The organism is Peribacillus frigoritolerans, from assembly GCF_004358755.1.
GTDB lineage: Bacteria > Bacillota > Bacilli > Bacillales > Bacillaceae > Bacillus_P.
Window position 1 is genome coordinate 19,479 of record NZ_SMZY01000006.1, and the last position, 15,924, is coordinate 35,402.

At 35.6% G+C, this 15,924-nt stretch carries 19 protein-coding genes; 2 read left to right on the top strand and 17 right to left on the bottom strand.

The annotated features are described in order from the left end of the window. Positions 1-132: 132 nt before the first annotated feature. The 6 genes from E2R53_RS20470 to vanR all read right to left on the bottom strand — a co-directional run bounded on the left by E2R53_RS20470 (position 133) and on the right by vanR (position 6,077). A complete protein-coding gene (locus E2R53_RS20470) occupies positions 133-1,119 on the bottom strand; it encodes a sensor histidine kinase (protein WP_133313587.1) in 987 nt (328 codons plus the stop codon). After that, complete coding sequence (locus E2R53_RS20475; protein ID WP_133313588.1) at positions 1,116-1,820, bottom strand: response regulator transcription factor; 705 nt, start codon at positions 1,818-1,820, stop codon at positions 1,116-1,118. The genes E2R53_RS20470 and E2R53_RS20475 overlap by 4 nt, the downstream gene beginning before the upstream one ends. 287 nt (positions 1,821-2,107) lie before the next feature. Then, positions 2,108-2,569 carry a cupin domain-containing protein gene (locus E2R53_RS20480; RefSeq protein ID WP_133313589.1) on the bottom strand — a complete coding sequence of 154 codons (462 nt, stop codon included), beginning with the start codon at positions 2,567-2,569 and terminating at the stop codon, positions 2,108-2,110. Positions 2,570-3,294: 725 nt separating this feature from the next. Beyond that, complete coding sequence (gene vanY / locus E2R53_RS20485; protein ID WP_133313590.1) at positions 3,295-4,173, bottom strand: VanY-A/VanY-F/VanY-M family D-Ala-D-Ala carboxypeptidase; 879 nt, start codon at positions 4,171-4,173, stop codon at positions 3,295-3,297. A gap of 109 nt (positions 4,174-4,282) precedes the next feature. Next, the gene (locus E2R53_RS20490; RefSeq protein ID WP_133313591.1) at positions 4,283-5,389 is read right to left on the bottom strand and encodes a sensor histidine kinase; all 1,107 of its coding nucleotides are present in this window, start codon (positions 5,387-5,389) and stop codon (positions 4,283-4,285) included. Further along, positions 5,382-6,077, bottom strand: a complete 696-nt coding sequence (gene vanR, locus E2R53_RS20495) for a vancomycin resistance response regulator transcription factor, VanR-F/VanR-M family (protein ID WP_133313592.1) — start codon at positions 6,075-6,077, stop codon at positions 5,382-5,384. Before vanR ends, E2R53_RS20490 begins: the two co-directional genes overlap by 8 nt. Before the next feature lie 1,124 nt (positions 6,078-7,201). On the opposite strand from vanR, the gene E2R53_RS23810 reads away from it, so the two are divergent. Further along, positions 7,202-7,393 (top strand): helix-turn-helix domain-containing protein, encoded by a 192-nt coding sequence (locus E2R53_RS23810; protein ID WP_133313593.1) that lies wholly within the window; start codon positions 7,202-7,204, stop codon positions 7,391-7,393. Positions 7,394-7,748: 355 nt separating this feature from the next. Here the strand turns inward: E2R53_RS23810 and E2R53_RS20505 are convergent, their stop codons facing one another. The 4 genes from E2R53_RS20505 to E2R53_RS20520 form a co-directional block, all read right to left on the bottom strand. Further along, a complete protein-coding gene (locus E2R53_RS20505; protein ID WP_133313594.1) occupies positions 7,749-8,594 on the bottom strand; it encodes a polysaccharide deacetylase family protein in 846 nt (281 codons plus the stop codon). Between the two features lie 9 nt (positions 8,595-8,603). Beyond that, complete coding sequence (locus E2R53_RS20510) at positions 8,604-9,053, bottom strand: hypothetical protein (protein WP_133313595.1); 450 nt, start codon at positions 9,051-9,053, stop codon at positions 8,604-8,606. Then, positions 9,014-10,165, bottom strand: a complete 1,152-nt coding sequence (gene pgaC, locus E2R53_RS20515; RefSeq protein ID WP_286166340.1) for a poly-beta-1,6-N-acetyl-D-glucosamine synthase — start codon at positions 10,163-10,165, stop codon at positions 9,014-9,016. Before pgaC ends, E2R53_RS20510 begins: the two co-directional genes overlap by 40 nt. Before the next feature lie 267 nt (positions 10,166-10,432). Then, positions 10,433-10,618 carry a hypothetical protein gene (locus E2R53_RS20520; protein WP_133313597.1) on the bottom strand — a complete coding sequence of 62 codons (186 nt, stop codon included), beginning with the start codon at positions 10,616-10,618 and terminating at the stop codon, positions 10,433-10,435. Between the two features lie 383 nt (positions 10,619-11,001). Between E2R53_RS20520 and E2R53_RS20525 the strand changes: the two genes are divergently transcribed. Continuing rightward, the gene (locus tag E2R53_RS20525) at positions 11,002-11,358 is read left to right on the top strand and encodes a hypothetical protein (protein WP_133313598.1); all 357 of its coding nucleotides are present in this window, start codon (positions 11,002-11,004) and stop codon (positions 11,356-11,358) included. Between the two features lie 483 nt (positions 11,359-11,841). Here the strand turns inward: E2R53_RS20525 and E2R53_RS23410 are convergent, their stop codons facing one another. The 7 genes from E2R53_RS23410 to E2R53_RS20555 form a co-directional block, all read right to left on the bottom strand. Beyond that, positions 11,842-12,018: a hypothetical protein gene (locus tag E2R53_RS23410; protein WP_165971058.1), complete on the bottom strand. Its 177-nt coding sequence runs from the start codon at positions 12,016-12,018 to the stop codon at positions 11,842-11,844. A 132-nt stretch (positions 12,019-12,150) separates the two neighbouring features. Then, positions 12,151-12,603, bottom strand: coding sequence for a GNAT family N-acetyltransferase (locus E2R53_RS20530; RefSeq protein ID WP_133313599.1), 453 nt, complete (start codon positions 12,601-12,603; stop codon positions 12,151-12,153). Positions 12,604-12,784: 181 nt separating this feature from the next. Then, complete coding sequence (locus E2R53_RS20535; protein WP_133313600.1) at positions 12,785-13,165, bottom strand: hypothetical protein; 381 nt, start codon at positions 13,163-13,165, stop codon at positions 12,785-12,787. Positions 13,166-13,354: 189 nt separating this feature from the next. Continuing rightward, positions 13,355-13,780 carry an SMI1/KNR4 family protein gene (locus E2R53_RS20540; RefSeq protein ID WP_133313601.1) on the bottom strand — a complete coding sequence of 142 codons (426 nt, stop codon included), beginning with the start codon at positions 13,778-13,780 and terminating at the stop codon, positions 13,355-13,357. A gap of 132 nt (positions 13,781-13,912) precedes the next feature. After that, the gene (locus E2R53_RS20545; protein ID WP_133313602.1) at positions 13,913-14,422 is read right to left on the bottom strand and encodes a DUF3916 domain-containing protein; all 510 of its coding nucleotides are present in this window, start codon (positions 14,420-14,422) and stop codon (positions 13,913-13,915) included. 149 nt (positions 14,423-14,571) lie between these two features. Beyond that, positions 14,572-15,009, bottom strand: a complete 438-nt coding sequence (locus tag E2R53_RS20550) for a GNAT family N-acetyltransferase (RefSeq protein WP_133313603.1) — start codon at positions 15,007-15,009, stop codon at positions 14,572-14,574. A gap of 115 nt (positions 15,010-15,124) precedes the next feature. Beyond that, positions 15,125-15,808, bottom strand: a complete 684-nt coding sequence (locus E2R53_RS20555) for an HAD family hydrolase (RefSeq protein ID WP_133313604.1) — start codon at positions 15,806-15,808, stop codon at positions 15,125-15,127. Positions 15,809-15,924 lie beyond the last annotated feature (116 nt).

Genomic DNA, 15,924 nt, shown 5'->3' on the forward strand with positions numbered 1-15,924 from the left:
AAAAGCATTCTCCTTCCTCGTTGTGTCTTAAGTCTATATCAGTGTGCTCTTGCAAAGTATCGATAATCCTTTCACTAAACTTACATTTTTGTAAGATAACAAAAAGATGAATACTTTTATCGTATTCATCCGCTAGCCCAATGCATACGGGAGGGTAAGATGTATCGTAGTGCCCGTTCCCACTTCCGATTCCATATGAATTTGGTGATTCAGCTTTTGCACAACCTTTTGGACCAGATAGAGGCCCATTCCGGTTGATTCCATAAAGCTTCTGCCGTTCTCACCGGTAAAAAAGGGCCGAAATACCCGGCCGATATCCTGTTTCGGAATTCCCACCCCGCTGTCTTTTATCTCGAGAACGATGGATTGGTCAGACTGGAAGGCCGAAATCCTCACTGTTTGGTAACTGCCCGCAGAAAACTTAATGGCATTGGACAACAGCTGCTGCAGGATAAAGCGGAGCCATTTGGCGTCTGTTACCACGGTTAAGCCGGCGTCCACAAGGTTTTCCGGATAAACCTGACTGCGGATAAACAGACGTTTATAATCTGTCACCACTTCGTCCACCATCTTGTGAAGCTCCACTTTTTCCACGTGGAAATCCTGTTCAAACGTCTCCAGCCGGGACATATACAGGACCATCTCCAGACCTTTCCTTATCCGTTCGGCCTCTTCAGATATACTATCTATTTTCTCATTGTCAGACTCCTGGGTCAGCAGCTCAATAACAGACAGAGGAGTCTTCATCTGGTGAACCCATTGATTCATAAATTCTAGGCGTTCTGCCTGCTCGCGTTCCCAGTTCCTCAACTGCTGCCGGGACTTTCGGTAGTGGTGATCCATCAGTTCGTCCAGTGCACGGGATAAGGCTGCGGAACCGGGCTGTCCCGGCGTTTCGAAGATATCCGCGCTCGGCTCTGACAATCGTCTATAGAATTCACGAAGCGTGAAATACTGAACGGTCAGATAGACAGACATAATCAAGATGCCTAGAAAGGCGGCATACAAGGCGATGCGCGGATGATCGTAGCCGTCAAACCAGAACACCATCAGGACCACTGCCAATTGTACAAGTATGAATCCGATGAGCATTAGGTGCGTTCGCAGAAACAGCTTCATATAGACTCCTCCTTCCATATCGGCAACAGTCGGTAGCCTGCGCGCCGAACAGTCTCCAGCGCATCTGCGATGCCCAGCTCTTGCAGCTTCTTGCGTGTGCGGGTAATATTGACGCTGAGTGTATTCTCATCCACATAGGTCTGATCCTCCCACAGCTTCTCCAAAATAATTTCTCTGCTCACCAGGCGCGGACTGCGGACAAGCAGCAATTCGAGCAAAACGGCCTCTTTTTTGGTCAGCGTCACGCTTAGGGTGTCCAGTCTCAGCTCCAACCGCTCCGGATACAGTACAAGCCCCTCCAGCTTCACCTGCCGCTCATCCGTCTTGGTCGCATAGTCTCCATAGACCCGCCGCAGTTGGCTGCGAATCTTGGCAATGACCATTTCGTAAGAAAATGGTTTGGTGATGTAATCATCTGCCCCGTGTTCGAGGGCCATTATCTGATCCATGGTACCGCTTCTCGCGGAAATGCAGATGATGGGGCATACGGAGACGGAACGGATCTGTCTGCACCAATAATAGCCGTCATAACTGGGGAGATTAATGTCAATGAGAACAAGATGGGGATCAAATTGCTTGAACAGATCCAGAACATTCTCGAAATCTTTCACCAGAATGCTCTCATCTCCATACTTATCAATATGAGATTTAAGGAGCTCGGCTATTTTGAGATCGTCTTCCACGATCATGATCTTATGCATAGAAACTGGCCTCCTTTACAATTTCTCTTTCCTAACTTTTTTCCTTACCTTCTTCAACAATCGGCTATTCATAAAAAGAGCACATATCATTTACAGATATGCACCCGTTTGTTGAATAACGACATTACAAATTTATTAGTAATTCCTTAATATTCCTGTTAGTTTATCCCATGACCTCACACCATATAATCACGAAGGTGATTTTTATGCCAGAACAAGGTCATCACCACCATAAAAATTTTGTTTTTCTTATATCTAGATAGCAAGAAATTGTTGCTGCGCTGGTATTAGTCCATCGAAAGACCGATAGCTGCATTGTCGTCGGGTGTTCCGAGCCAATAGCCATATGATATAGCCACTTTAATAAAATGTTGCATAACTTCCGGCTGAGGAGGACCCGGTGGCACGGAATCGACCGGGCGTCCAATTTCATTAAAAAATTGCCCCATTTTCACCGTCGATGTTATCACGAGTATTGCTGTTTCACCCGAGACATTTCTCCAAGCGTGCTTTTGGTTTCCTGGAATATCAACAGTATCGCCGACCCGCAATACGGACCAGCCTTCGCCTTCCGTCCAGGCTTCAACCTCCCCGGAGAAAACAGTGAAGGTTTCACGATCCTCATGGCTATGAATGGGCACAATAACGCCAGGCCCGACCTCGCCCTTCATCATGCAGTAGTTCATATCTTCCGATAACTCCGTTAAGTGCTGTAAACGCGGTCCTAGTACATCCAAAACTTCTGACATAATTGTATATTCTCCTCTTTAACTTATTTACCTACTAGTAAGTAAGTTTTATTTAAATTTACAGTTTACTTTCCTAACAAATTTTGCAATTCTGCGTCCACATTTTCTGGTCAGCCTCACCCCTTTCATAGTGTGCGATCGGTAAACGGCAAGCCCGACGTCGATAAAATATGTACAACAACGTGCATTAGTCTTCCAACAGACTATGACATTTATAATCTACTATACTAGACACAATAGTAACAGTATTCTGAAATGTTAACAATAGCACTTTTTTCCACTAACAAAGAAAAAAATTATTTCTTCTATGAACCTCTCATCCATTTATTCATAATTGATTATCAAATTTTAAATAACCTTAAAGCCCTCTTGTTCTTCATCATTATTTGGTAATAATTACACACAAATAAAGTAGTCGCATATATCGGCTACTTAGTATTACTGTTGACTTAGTTATCCATAACTTGAGGCACCTAAAAAGCGTCACTATCGAAGAATAACGCCCCTTTAACGGAATAACAGAGATGGAAATTATAAACAACATAGGATAATATCACTTTGTTCAAAAATTACTATCTTGAAGTTTAAATATGTGTCGGCAATAGGATTGCAAAGTGAGAAATGAGCCACCAAATAATCATATCTTACTAAGTCAAGAAATAATGATTTATTGAAATGATAGTATTAGTTCATCAGAATTTTTTGGTTCCTTTTTTATCCATTTATTATTCGTGCACTGTCACAATTACTCCATCCATATTGTTGCCTGAAATCTCATAATAGAGATCCTCTGGTACTTTAATTTGACTGCTATGAGAAATGGAGTAATAAGAAACAGTATATTTTTTCTCATCAACACTAGCAGAAATGTTCTTTTCTTCTTTTAGATAATCCAAATATTCTTCCATAGCAAAATTCTTATCCTTCATAATCACGCTGTGAGGCAGGCCAACATAGCGGATATGCCACGGTTCATATTGAATTCCTGTGACATCAGTTTTATCCTTTGGATAGCGTAAAATAAAGCCGTATTTCCAAGCGTTTTCTTCTATCCACTTTCCTTCTGGTGCTTCACTCATCTTCATTTGAGTAGATCCTACATCAAGCGATAAACCCAAATTGTGTTCGCTATAGCCTGGTGGCAAGGCATAATCAGAGCCCATTTCTTGGTAAAGAACACTTTGCTCATCAAATCCTCGAAAGCCACTACTAATTAAAAAATGAAGAACTCCTTCTTTTTCAGCAGCAGCTGTCATCTCTGAAAATTTACGTGCGACATCCTCTGATAATTTAATATCACTATTCAGTAACTCGTATCCCTTTATCAATTCTTTATGCTTAAATAAATTTACGACATCTGATTTTATACTCTCTTGGTGAACAGGATATTCCTTGTTGACCAAGAGTAGATTTCCTTGATAGATCTGATCTTTTGCAATCTCATTGTTTTGGATACGTTCAGAAGTTCCTAGGTAATTTATATTATCTTGATGATTTTGAACATTTTTTTGAAACTCTACTTTATCTTGAAACAACGGTGTTATATTAGCGATACCAAATCCCAAACATAATATTAATAACAATAAAAATCCCCACGTCTTCATTTTCAGTTTCCTCCTTGATCTTACTTGTTTATATAATAGGAGAAACTACTTAAAAAAAGAGTAGGGTAAATATTAAATATTTCTTAAATCATTTACTTGGGTATTAAATTTAATTATTTGGTTCACTGTCCTGCGGTAAACGAACCTCAAATATCGTACGTATTAAACTACTTTCTGCAGTAATCGTTCCATTATGTTGCTCCACAATATTCTTCGCAATGAACAAGCCAAGACCTGTGCTATCTTCTTGTTGAGTTCGGGCTTTGTCACCGGTATAAAACATATCAAAAAGATGCGGCAGTTCATTTTGGGGAATTTGATCGCCGTAATTCACCACTTGTATGACGACTTCATCAGCATCTATAGATCCTTTAATATCCACGAACTGGCCATCATATCCATAGCGATTGGCATTCGTCAGAAGATTTTCAAACACTCGTGCCAACAACTCTCCGTCACCAACAAAAGGTAAATGAGGAGGAATGTCCATTCGGGCCATCAAATGGTTTTTCTCGAAAAGCGGGTACAACTCTTCCGTTAATTGATGGAGTAGGTCAGATATATTGATTCGCTTTTTATTCACGGGGAGCTTTCCATAGTTCATTCTCGTTATTTCGAATAATTCATCTATAAGTCGTTCTAAACGCTGAGATTTGGTAAACGCAATCGTTAAAAAATGTTTAACCTGTTCTTGCTTCAAATTCTCTTCTTTTAGTACCAAATCCAAATAGCCTAAAACAGAGGTAAGCGGTGTCCGTAAATCATGTGCCAAATTGACGACCAACTGATCCTTGCTGCTTTCCGAAAAATCTCCTCTTTCTACAGCTTGTTTCAATTTTTCACTTGCCAAATTAATATCATGGGCAATATCTCGAAATTCATCATTTGACTTGATTTGAATTTGATGTGAAAAGTCTCCCCGAGAAAGATAATGGATTCCGGTTGAAATCTCGTTAAAATAGCCAGAATATCGCTTCGTGAGTAAGTAAAAGAACATAAACGAAAGCGGGATAAATAGTAGTAAAAATACGTTAATGTCGCCAATTTGTTTCATACTTTTCCGATAATATTCCAGTCGGTCACCATACTGGACATTCGAGTGATAATAGAATTGGAGTGATTTAAAGACTATAAACGTTATAATTCCAGAACAAATCATACTTAAACCAAATAATAGCACCATCTTTGAACGAAAGCTGTGTACCATTTTAACCATTGAAGGAATACCCCACTCCCCACACGGTCTTAATCCATTTGTGGTTCTGTTTGCCTTCTTCAAGTTTTTTCCGCAACGTACGAATATGTACCATGACAGTATTGCCACTTTCAAAGTATGCTTCTCCCCACACATGTTGAAAAATATTTTCCACGCTATAAACCTTCTTTGGATGACTCGCAAGTAAATACAAAATGTCAAACTCTTTCGGCGTAAGCTCGATGGTTTTACCGTATAAAACAACGGTCCGCTCCTCAGGGGATATCATAAATCCGCCAAACTCCAAACTCGATTTAGTATCTATCTTGGGTTGATTTAACTTCATAAAGCGCCGAAGCTGCGCATTTACACGGGCCACCAATTCAATGGGGGTAAATGGTTTTGTCATATAATCATCGGCTCCAATCACCAGTCCGTGGACTTTATCGAAGTCAGATGTTCTAGCACTTAAAAAAATGATAGGCAAATTATATTGTTCGCGAATTAGGCGCGTTACTTCATATCCATCGATTTTCGGCATCATAATATCTAGAATTAGCAAATCAATCGATTGAGTCTGGATAGCATGAATGGCTTCTTGTCCATCAGATACTTTAATGACATGGTATCCTTCTTTTTCTAAATGGATGGCAATCAAATCAGCAATCTCCTCCTCATCATCAGCTATTAAAATCGAAATACGTTTCATCTACTCCACTCCTATATAAAGTTGCATTAACTTAATTTATAATCTATTGATTAAACTATACGCAGTTGAACGCTTCAAAAAACCTCGCTGTTTTTGGTGGGATGCCTTATCAGCATTGACCTTAATTAGCATGGCAATTAATTGAGTAATTTAGAGCTTCTTTTTATTTTCTATTATTCCCTTTACTTATTCAAGAATATGGCCCTTTAGTGGAATAATGATACTGAAGATAACTACTTTTTCTTAACTAACGAAGTAATTATGTACTCAAGCTTAAATGTTTTTTTCATTTATTTAAGCTTATTCATATATAAACTAAATACCTCATCCCAGTCCCACTTTACATAATACCAATTCCCTAAATTGATATTAGAAATCCATTTTATTTGGTTGGAACCTTCAGAATTTGCAACCATACATTGGCTATTTGTCTATCTGTCCGAGTCTATGTATTGGGAACGGAAGTCTCCGTCCTTTGTTGGGGGAAATGTTAGTTTTTTTTGATTGTTAGTCTTGAGATTGATTTTATATAATGCTTGTAATGGTCTTTGTTTAACATCGACACAATCACTTTCTACTGAACTTGACGTAATAATATGAGGTTCATCGAGCCATGTTAAATCTCGATCCACAAAACTTTGAGGAGTGTAAACCTCAGATGTATGAAGAGGTAGGTTGAAAACCTTTAATTGCTTATTTCTAATTGCTTCCCTTATTCCCCCACTAATATTGCTAAAAAATGAATAGGTCCCATTGAAACCATTCTTCATGATTTAAGATTTCTCAATTTTGTTAAAAGCTTTTCCATCTTTAGAAAGAATACAAAGTGTATTTGAATCGGCGGACATCGATGGAGTAAGCACTAACAAAAATGAGACCCATTGTTGATCATGTGACTATTTAAACGGTCTCTTATAATAAGAATCTATTCAAACGGAATAAACAACATATACAACAACATATATATTGTTTTTAACTTTAACGACATATTTATATTATAAAATGTATATAACACATAAATTAATACTAATTTAATTAAAAACGAAACAATTTCTAAAATAATTCGTATTACATATTATACATATTTAATCTTAATAGAAGGTGTAAAAAGGACTGAGTAAAAGTTGAATAAAATAACAAGACTTAGACAGATCAGAGAGCAGCGTGGAGTACCTATTGGATTATTAGCACAACATTTAAACATTTCGTTCAGAGTTTTACTAAGCATTGAAAGGAATAAAAAATCATTAGAGCCAAATCAAATCAGAAAAATTTGCACTTATTTCGATATAGGCGTAATTGATTTATTTGAGTAAATTATTATTTACCGTCATAGGCAAAGTGAGCTGTTTAGCAGCTCACTTACACTTTAGAATATATATAAGTAAATTGAGCTCTCCATAGTTCTACCTCAGATTGGATATAAATTTCAAATTGAGTAATGACTTAGCATTATTAAATTTAATTCATTCATTTTCTATTTGGTAGGTTCTTGCACTAAATAGACTAAATAATGGTACAAAAAATGCTGCATTCGCAGCTTCTTTTTTGTGAATTATATAAAGAAATTAGGCCCTTTAATTCCTCATCTTATACTTAAGTTTTTTTCAAAGAAAAAATACATTATTGTCCACTTGCAGTTAAAACAAGAAAATCCACCTATTTATCCAATTACTCTATCCATGAATTTACAATATCATCAAATACCTCTTGATCTACTAGTATCCTATTTAACCAATAAGGGTCATTCTCAGATGTAATAGATCTAGGGGCAAGTATGGATGCACTCTTGAAACCTTCCTCTTGAATGACAGCTGCGGTCTCCACTTTGCCATTCCCATAGGGATAGGCAAAGTGTTTTACATTCATTGATAAATTTCTTTTAATGGTGCTTTTGCTTAGAATCAGGTCTTCTTCAAACTCTTTAATTCTTTTGTTTTGGAAAAATATTGGCTCATTGTTTTCTAGCTCATGCATATTGAAGGTGTGAGAACCTATAGTGGCTAAACCACTTTCCTTCATTTCCTTTAAATCTCCCCAAGAAGCAAGTCTTAAATTGTTAAAGTTTTTTCCAACCTGTCCTGCAATAATAAACAGAGTGAAGGGTATTTCCTTCTTCTCTAAAATCGGAAACGCATTTAGATACACTGAAGTATCAACGTCATCAAAAGAAATCCAGACACAGTTCTCAGGAAAAATTCCTGTTTTCTGGGCTTTTAAGACTTCGTCGGGATTTAAGAAATTTGCCCCTTTCCTCTCCAATGTATCTATTTGAAAGATGAAGTCATTTTTATATACATTGTATTTCGTTAATTCATCTGATGCTGTTAAAAATTCAATTGTTTTATTAACTGTATTATCATCCAGGATCCGGTGATACGTTAATCCAAGGCATCCGTTTTTGTCTAACCGTTCTGGAAATTCCATGGCTACCTTAGAGGTATCTAAATTAGTGAATAAGTTATATCCTCCATACAAGACAAAGAGAATGCCCCCCATCATAAAAAAATATTTCATTGATTTCCCCTATTTCTTTATATCTCTGATTGGGTTTCTTTCAAAAACAATCATTTTTGATTGCTGTAATGTATCATAATCTTTTTCATTAATTAACTGCAGGTTTAACAAATCCTCTTTGGTAGTAGGCAAAGGATACGTTCGCCTGTCTAATGATCCAAATCTTTTTTGATTATAAAATTTCCAGATCCATAACCCTACATAAAAAGCGAGCCACATGATTAAGGCGAGCAGCATAAAGGACTGAATATCCATGTTGGTCATTTTAAATGATGTTTTCAACTGACTGATATAAGAATCATTGAAGTTCAATAAAGCACTGACAAAGTAGAATATCACTGCAGCGCAATAAATCCACATGATTAAAGAAAAAAAGAAAATTGTTATTTCTCTCATCCACTTAATTTCAGATCGAATTATCAGTTCATTTTCCTGTTTCCTCTGTCTGGACTTGACCATGTAGCATAACCGCCTTTCCATCTGGATTTTATCGCTTTCGGAAGTGCAAACATAACAATTAAGGCATTTAAAATCCAGTAGATGACTGGGTACCAGGCAGCCCAAAAATAATACTTGGTGATATTGTCATATGCTGAATCCACTTTAACTGAAATCCATAATTGAATTAAGCTTAAAAAGACCAGTGCAAAAGAAGAAAATGTAATCCAGATCAATAACTGCTGAACGGAAGTTGCGGTAACAAAATAATATATAGTGACTATCCCCCATGCCATAGACCAAAACAGGCTAATCCACTGTTCGAAATAGATTGGCCAGATTCTTCTATGACGCCAGTCAAGTAAGATACGCCAGTTTCTCATAATCACTTCCTGACCGCCCTGCGCCCAGCGGATTCTTTGTTTCCAAATCCCTGTTATGGTTTCTGGAACAAGCATCCAGCATAATGCACGCGGTTCATATCGAATATCCCAAAAACGCTGCTGCAATTTCCACGACACCGATATATCTTCCGTGATCATATCACGGTCCCACAATCCCACATCTACTAACGCTTTCTTTCGGAACGCAACTATTACTCCTGATACAGTCATGATCTTTCCTAGGATTCTTTGTGTTCTTTTAATCGCGCCGATAATTGAAGCATATTCTACAAGCTGCAGACGACTAAGCAGCGTATCCCTATTTCGTATTCTTGGATTCCCCGTAACTGCACCAAGTCTCTCACCTTTATTAAGAAAATGATAAATCAGATAATGTGCTGCATAGGGATCCAAAAGAGCATCCGAATCAACACAAACAAGGTATTCAGCTTTAGAAGCATGACAAGCGATATGTAATGCATTTGCTTTTCCTTTATTCTCCTTAAAGTCAACCACTTTAAGTTGAGGATAGTGATCGACCAATTTTCTAAGGATAGTAATGGTGTTATCTGAACTACCGTCGTTAACAGCAATAATCTCTTTATTCGGATACGGTAATGCTGCAAGATTGCGGATGGTTTCTTCAATGGTTCCTTCTTCGTTATAACAAGGAACAAGTATACTGATCATCGGCCATTCAATGTTCTCAAAGTCTATCTTTTGCTCTTTTTCTCGGTATTTATAAAACAACAAGGATCCTGCTATCCAAAATAATGACATAATTAAAGGGTACCAAAACACAAATTCTGCTAGATTACTTATGATGCTTTCCAATGTAAAACTCCTAACATACTTAAGCGTGATTCATAAAAACTACTATATAGTTATTTCTTTAAATATTAAATCAAATAAAACTAACTATCAAATTTATTAGGCATAATACTCATAGCAAAAAAGGAGCTGCCATGAACTGCACCCCTAACGTTAGACATTAAATTTAAAATATAACAAATAAAATTAAGTATGATCTTCTTTTTGAATTGTTAGCAATTCTATGGCTTTAATATTTTCAAGCAGGCGCCTTTTTGTAACAATAACTTCGTTATCGTTATAAACAGAAGTGTTCCGTGAAATATATATGAGTTTGTCTATATCTGAATAAATTTGTTCAAAAGTGTTATTTAACATTTTACTTATATTCAATGAGATACCCTCCTCATGTAAGATAATAAGTATATTTTACCATCTATATAATTAAAATTATATGTTTAATGTAAAAATAAGGTTTATTATTAGTTCCAAAGATACAAAAAGAGAATTTGAACATTCTCTTTTTGTTGGGTATCTGTTTCATTGTATATGTATATAGGATTCTTTCTGGAATTAGCTATTTCTACTTGCCCTCTAGCTAAATGGAAAAAGGCTGCCTAAGCAACCCATTAATCTTTCATTAAAGCCCCCGTTAGCTGAATAACATAATCGCTCTAAAATTTGACTTTAGTATGGTTGATTATATATTTCGCATACAAGTCGAGTTATAATCACTATAAAAAGCATCTTAAATATTTACTTAGATAGGTGATTAAATGATACCAAGAACGATAAGATTAAAAGGTTTCACAAAAGAAAATAGACATGAAATGATAGATTATACAGTTAGGAGTATTTCTAATTGTTCAGGGTGGGTTACAAATCATACTATGTATTCCAATAAAATAATTGTTATTAATTTTGAGATAGAAGTTAAAGGAGTAAAGGATTTATTAAGTTTACTTAATAGTAATGGTATTAGTTTATTTGATGAAAGTATTAAAATAGCTAAAGATTTTCCCGAAAATCTTGTTGAGGCTAATAAAGACAAAGAAATAATGGGGTCTGTAAATATTACATTTATAAATGATGAACCCGATATAAGGATTCCGGTTCCTCCCATTCCAGGGTGAGAATAACACAACTTTAAATTCTGTTTAAATACAAATCAAAATTAGGGATATGGCTTCTCAAGCATAATATTAATGAATAATGAGTGCAAAAACAGAACCTAGAATTGCTTGAACTATTGTATTCACACTACTCACCACCCTTTTTTAATTTAGTCCGGCCAAATTTTCTTCCCTCTCTAGAGACTATTTTAAACAGCAGTAAGGAATAACAATATCCATAAAATTAGACTTACCTTTTACCAGATAAGCCCCCGATTGTTGAGCAATTCTTATCACTAAAATATAATGTCCTTCTGGTAACCTCGTCAGCAAATCAAGGGAACATTAGCTACTGTATTATAGAGAGAAACTGAGATTCCTTCAGTTGTTTCAAAAACTTTAATCTTCTTAATTTCGGATTCTTTTCCTTTAATAAATGCATATTCCCTCATCTAAAGACCACTATTATCGAATAATAAATCTATATAAACAAGAAGTTTTTATTTATTCTAGAGGTGCAAATCCCAATATAGTCATACCGAAAACGCATCCTTCACATAAATTAATTGTATTCTCTTTTTGGTTTTTATCGTCAAATGGTGCACATAATTTCGGCTCTTCACAACTATCACACATTGTATTTATATCAAAAGCACATCCATCTCTTTGTATAAATGACATTTGCATCCTCCCGTAATAGCACTAATTTATACATTTTAGCTTATTCAAATACAGTACCCAATTAAAGGCGATCCACTTTGCTGCAATCGCCCCCGTTAGTTGAAGAAGAATTAAAGTTTTTAGGTATTTAATTTAAGAAACGCTCATTGTCATTAATATTCGAGACTCGTTTGTCACAAAGCCGTTCTTTCTGAAAAACAACTCCGGTTTACCTTTGCCTCTCTCGGTTGATAAATATGCGGCATCGACTTTTCTCTGTGTAAGGATATTCCCTAAATATTTTAGTAAGCTCGTACCAACGCCGTTTTGTTGAGTATTATTTAGAACACAGATTTCATTTATGTAAAAGTGCTTGCTATCAGCCCATTGCTCTTCATTTCCGACTAAAAAGCCAATCATTTGATTATTAGAATTAAAATAACCTATTCCAATATAGCCAGGAGTCTTACTTATATCTAACAATCGTTTGTAAGATGTTTGTAAACTCCAAGGTTCGTTCCAAGGATTAGAGCTAAAAATATTGGTGAAAATCTTTGATTCTTCTTCTAAATCTTTTTCTGACAATACACGAATTGTATTCTGCATTAATAATTCCTCCTTCCAATCAACCCTATCACAAATTTTTGTTTACCATACTAACTAATGAACTATCCTGCCCCGATAGTTGCATAAAGAAAAAGCTGCCTTAAAGACAGCTCCTGGTAATCAAGTAAAGCACCGTTAGTGAAAGAAAAAAAGCATTAATTCTTAGCAAAACTTCAATGCTTTATTCTTTCTTTTTCCAGGACATTAAATCAGAAAATGCCAATCCAAATGATACACCCAAAGGAATTCCTAAATCCCAAACATCCATTTCCGAACGTCTAAAAAAATAATAAAGAAGATAGTGCAAGGCACTTAAAGAAATAAACCAAATAATAAACGTAAAAAGTCTTTTTCTTATTTGAATCCAATTTAACTTCCTTGTATTCGCAATAACTAGAGAGATGGAGAACAAACCATATAGAAGAAGATAAATTACATATCCTATTATAAATTTAAGAGAAAGCGAAGTCTCAATATCCTTATATATTATAAATATCGTAAGTATGGTTCCTGCCAAAAATACAATAAACAAAATTAAGTTTAACGAAATATATTTCTTCATCTTTTACCTCTTACCTTCAAAGTCTTGATGCCTTTTGATTATCTCAAAATATCAGAACTTATACATTGGTAACTCGTTCCTTGTTCAACTAACCTGCTTCGTTAGCACAACAAGAAAATGAGTTGCAACCGCAACTCATTATGGTCTTAAACTCTTGCCCCCTTTTCTGGAACAAGATAAGTACTTATTTTAAACATCCTCATCTAATTCTTCGGAATACGAAATAATAAACTCTTTTAGGTTTGAAGCCAATTCTTCAAATTCTCTCGTTTCGTGATACCAAATATAAACTTTGCTATCAATTACCCTATTAACAATTCGAAAACATAACTTGTCCCCAGTTCCATCCTCACCAATAGTAATTAGCTCATTGGGTAACTCTTCATCTTTTACATCTTTATTTTGCCTTACTATGTCATCCCAAGTCCTCTTTAAGTTTTTAGGGTCTTTAATAGGAAAAAGCGTCCATTCACCAATTTGAGCATTATTAGATAGTTTAAAAAGCTCCTTGTATTGATTTGGGAAGGCTACATCCATTGCTTCCTCTGCTATGCTTATATCTAATTCGGTAACACCAGGTTTTCTTGAATCGATTAAGTCAATAACGTCATTCATTCACAGGCCCTCCCTTCATACTGTTATTTGATCTTTACTTAAAATACGTTCTTCAACAATCTTCCTGAATTCCTCAATAGGATAAAGCGATCTCACTTTACAGCAATCGCCCCGATTGTTGAATAAGAAAAATTACATTAATTCACCTATAAACCAGATTTCTCTTTCATATTGGGATCCATCATCATCAGTAATCACTTCATTATATCCTGATATTTGCATTTCATTAGAAATGGATAATCCCCATTCTGTCTTAATGCTTCTTTCATTTGATATATGAATCCATTTTTGATATTCGTTATTCCTATTAAAAAATTCTTTAAAGTAGGAGTCTCCTTTAAATACAATTATTTGTGAATCCCACAAATCAGGCATATCAACTGCAACCACCACTCGAAACTTCTCTTTACCATTTGGTTTCAATCGGATTAGATGTTCAGATCTGTCCAATAGTGTTTGAATACAGAGTCGCTTAACTTTAGTAGGTGTTTTATTGGATTTTATAAAATCTTGAGCAACTGGTAAGTGCATATGCCAATAATCATTATAAAATTCCGAAGGAAACTCGATAGTGTTCTGTTCAATTTGTTTAACCATATATTTAGCTTTTCGATTAATACCACGAACTTTTTTCACTCGCATATTATAACTCCTCAATAATTATCGTAAGTTAGTTCTCCCAAAAGCATTAATCCTTTTTGATTAACGCCCCCGATTGTTGAATATCATTTATGTTGTCTTATCGAAGAATAGCTCCCTTTAGTTGAAGATTATAAAATTAAGGGTTTTCTTTACAACGGCAAACTCATAGTAACTGTTCTTACATTAAAGCCCATTTTTTCGTACAACTTAATGGCTTTGTTCCCCACAAAAGCACTTAGACGCACTTCAGAGTGTCCATCTTGCTTTAAATGGTCAATCGCTGTTTTCATTAAACGTTTAGAAATTCCATATCCCCTAAATTCTTCTATAACAAATAGTTCATAAATAAATCCATTCAATTTATCAGTAAACTGGTCTTTACTTTCCCCTAAAAGAATCCAGCCCATTATTTTATCGCCTTCTGCTGCTATTAAGTAATAACTCCCCTTATTCAAAAGTGGTTTAACTAGTTGTTCGATTTTTTCATTAGTAGGTTTCACTTCACCTAATGTGCCATCAAAAACTGCTTCTGGAGAAAGTTTAAAAACCTTTTTAAGTTCCGCATCGGTAGGTTTTCGAATATTCATTAATTGAATCAGTCCTTTCAAATATCCTTTACCAGTTTAGCATAATATTCCAGATGATAGCTTCCAAAAAGACTATGAATACTATAATTCTTATTCAACTAAATGGCCCATTAGCTTAACAAGATACTTTATTATTTTTACTTAAATTAGAGATAATTGAAGGCAGTTTCCCTAAATCATCAATCATTAAATCTGTTGCGAAATTGTTCCATTGAATATCTTTTTTCCAAATTCCTTTCATCCCTACGTTTTGGGCAGCTTTTACATCATTTTCGGGATGATCGCCAACATAAACACTTTGATTCGGCGAAACATCGAGTTGTTTTAAAGCTCTCAAAAAGATATTGGGGTCTGGTTTTTTTAGTCCCTCCCATTCCGATACTAAGATAGTTTGAAAATACTTTTCAATACCTAAAGCCTTTATATTATCCATTTGAAATTGCCCAATTCCATTTGTAATCATCCCCAGGATAAAGTTCTTATTCCTCAATTCCTCCAACATTTCAAAAAGCTTTCGAAAGGGGATGCAATTATTCTTAAACTGGCTTATGTAATCTTGAAGTAAGTCCTCCCAAGTTACCCCTGTAATTTCAAGCTCCTCCGTAAGTTGTTGATATACTTTATCTTTCCAAACGTATCCTCGGTTATCGAGTTCTATAAATCGTGTAATATATTTCTCTTTAGGTGTATGATTTACCCATTTATTCAATCGTTCATATTGGTTATCAATAAATTTCTTTACTGATTCGTCTCTATTTAACAAAGTTCCATCTAAATCAAATATGACAGCCTTAATCATTATGTACCCCACTCCCTGAATACGTTTTTTACTTTTATTCTATACTGTCAATCAACAATCAACATACCTCCTTCAACAAAACTCACCCGTTAGCAAAACAGAAAAAAGACCGCCGC

Coding starts and splice junctions, on each gene's coding strand:
- E2R53_RS20545 (WP_133313602.1), bottom strand. CDS start 14,422: ATGCGAGTGAAAAAAGTTCGTGGTATTAATCGAAAAGCTAAATATATG.
- vanY (WP_133313590.1), bottom strand. CDS start 4,173: ATGAAGACGTGGGGATTTTTATTGTTATTAATATTATGTTTGGGATTT.
- E2R53_RS20535 (WP_133313600.1), bottom strand. CDS start 13,165: ATGAAGAAATATATTTCGTTAAACTTAATTTTGTTTATTGTATTTTTG.
- E2R53_RS20470 (WP_133313587.1), bottom strand. CDS start 1,119: ATGAAGCTGTTTCTGCGAACGCACCTAATGCTCATCGGATTCATACTT.
- vanR (WP_133313592.1), bottom strand. CDS start 6,077: ATGAAACGTATTTCGATTTTAATAGCTGATGATGAGGAGGAGATTGCT.
- E2R53_RS20490 (WP_133313591.1), bottom strand. CDS start 5,389: ATGGTTAAAATGGTACACAGCTTTCGTTCAAAGATGGTGCTATTATTT.
- E2R53_RS20480 (WP_133313589.1), bottom strand. CDS start 2,569: ATGTCAGAAGTTTTGGATGTACTAGGACCGCGTTTACAGCACTTAACG.
- E2R53_RS23410 (WP_165971058.1), bottom strand. CDS start 12,018: ATGTCATTTATACAAAGAGATGGATGTGCTTTTGATATAAATACAATG.
- E2R53_RS20510 (WP_133313595.1), bottom strand. CDS start 9,053: ATGGTCAAGTCCAGACAGAGGAAACAGGAAAATGAACTGATAATTCGA.
- E2R53_RS20530 (WP_133313599.1), bottom strand. CDS start 12,603: ATGCAGAATACAATTCGTGTATTGTCAGAAAAAGATTTAGAAGAAGAA.
- E2R53_RS20555 (WP_133313604.1), bottom strand. CDS start 15,808: ATGATTAAGGCTGTCATATTTGATTTAGATGGAACTTTGTTAAATAGA.
- E2R53_RS20550 (WP_133313603.1), bottom strand. CDS start 15,009: ATGAATATTCGAAAACCTACCGATGCGGAACTTAAAAAGGTTTTTAAA.
- E2R53_RS20505 (WP_133313594.1), bottom strand. CDS start 8,594: ATGAAATATTTTTTTATGATGGGGGGCATTCTCTTTGTCTTGTATGGA.
- E2R53_RS20475 (WP_133313588.1), bottom strand. CDS start 1,820: ATGCATAAGATCATGATCGTGGAAGACGATCTCAAAATAGCCGAGCTC.
- E2R53_RS20525 (WP_133313598.1), top strand. CDS start 11,002: ATGATACCAAGAACGATAAGATTAAAAGGTTTCACAAAAGAAAATAGA.
- E2R53_RS20540 (WP_133313601.1), bottom strand. CDS start 13,780: ATGAATGACGTTATTGACTTAATCGATTCAAGAAAACCTGGTGTTACC.